Below are 1,450 nucleotides of genomic sequence, written 5' to 3' on the forward strand. Positions count from 1 at the left end.
GTCCGAGAGAAGCTCGTCGTTTTGCGGGTGGTCGCTCGATGCATCCATGGCTATCGATATAGAGGGGTTCGCTGCCCTTCCCACCTTTTTGGTCGACTTGTCGCCTTTGGGTCATGTCACGCCGATGCTCGCGCTGGCCCAGGTGTCTCTATAACTAGGTTCGAACACCAGAAGCTGACATTCCGCTAACGGCCCACTAATTGCCGGACCACGTTCGTCGCGCATAGCGGTTGCCGACGTTCTCTGCGACAACTGCGCGTCGCGGAGTTCTACCGTCAGAAGCCACGCCTGTCGTTCAATTTTGGCGAGGTGATATTCGGAAACGGCTTCGTGGCTCCAAGCCCAAGGCATGGCAGCCCCCTCATGAAGGATTGTCTCCTCAAGCAGAGCCTTGTCGAGTGAGTTGAACGTCGCACCGTGAATCTGAATGTCGGGTGAGGTTCAGACCCTCAGAGCTGTCCGTACCGATGAATCTTGGATCGTAACAGCCGTACCGTCCAGCCATTTAGTATCGGTTTTTGCAAAAGAATTTCTTCAACGACTTCCCGCCGTCCAGAAAACATGCCGAGAGCTTATTCCTCTTGGTATCCCACAGTTTCAGGCATAGACGCCTTTCATGCTTCTCCATTAAACCTGCCCTATTTACCTCCGGTTTCCGCATCTACTTGCGATGCGAAAGCACAAAGCGTAAGTTCATGTACTAGCCAGCACGACCAAGGGTTGGGGAACGGGCGGATGGTTTCGGATAGTCCAGTTCAGATTTTTGTCTCTTATGCGCGCAATGACGATGTGTCGCCGCCCGATGAGCCGGCGAAGAAGGGTTTCATCACCGCCCTCTACGATCAATTGCATTATAGGTTCAGGGATTATGGCGACCCCAAACCAAAGCTTTGGCGTGACGTCCGTCAGGTCGATCAGGCGGATCAGTTCGACAAAAAGATAGCCGAGGCAATCGAGGCATCGGCGTTGATGCTGGCGGTCCTGTCGCCCAACTGGATGTCGAGCGACTATTGCAAGCAAGAACTAAAAATCTTCACTGACCGCTGGCGGTCCGACGAATCCGGCATTCGCGAGCGGATCATTGTGGTCGGCAAGCGCCACGTCGCAAATGATCGCCGGCCATCGCTGTTACAGGGCCAGAGCGGAATACAGTTCTATGCTCTCGACGACCCCGACGAGGTGGATCTGGAACGGGAATTCTTTGTTCATGGGGTCTCCCGTGACAACCAGTACTACGAACGTCTGGATGAGCTTGCCAAAGTGCTGAGGCGCCGGGCCGTGAGATACGCCTCGCATGAGATGACTCCACCACCGGAGGCCATCTCGCTCAAGCCGCGCCCGACCAGCGACAGGGCGGTGTATTTGGCCAAACCTGCGAGCGACACGCGGAGCGCTTACGACCGCATGGTGGTCGAACTCACGAATTCCGGCTACACGATCGTTCCAGATC

Annotated in this window: 1 protein-coding gene; it reads left to right on the forward strand. The window is 55.5% G+C overall.

Annotated elements, in window-relative coordinates; genetic code table 11:
- Positions 1–735: 735 nt before the first annotated feature.
- A partial coding sequence (locus tag NKI72_RS34950; protein WP_352852244.1) for a toll/interleukin-1 receptor domain-containing protein occupies positions 736–1,450 on the forward strand: 715 nt, incomplete at its 3' end.

Source organism: Mesorhizobium sp. M0437 (assembly GCF_040321335.1).
GTDB lineage: Bacteria > Pseudomonadota > Alphaproteobacteria > Rhizobiales > Rhizobiaceae > Mesorhizobium.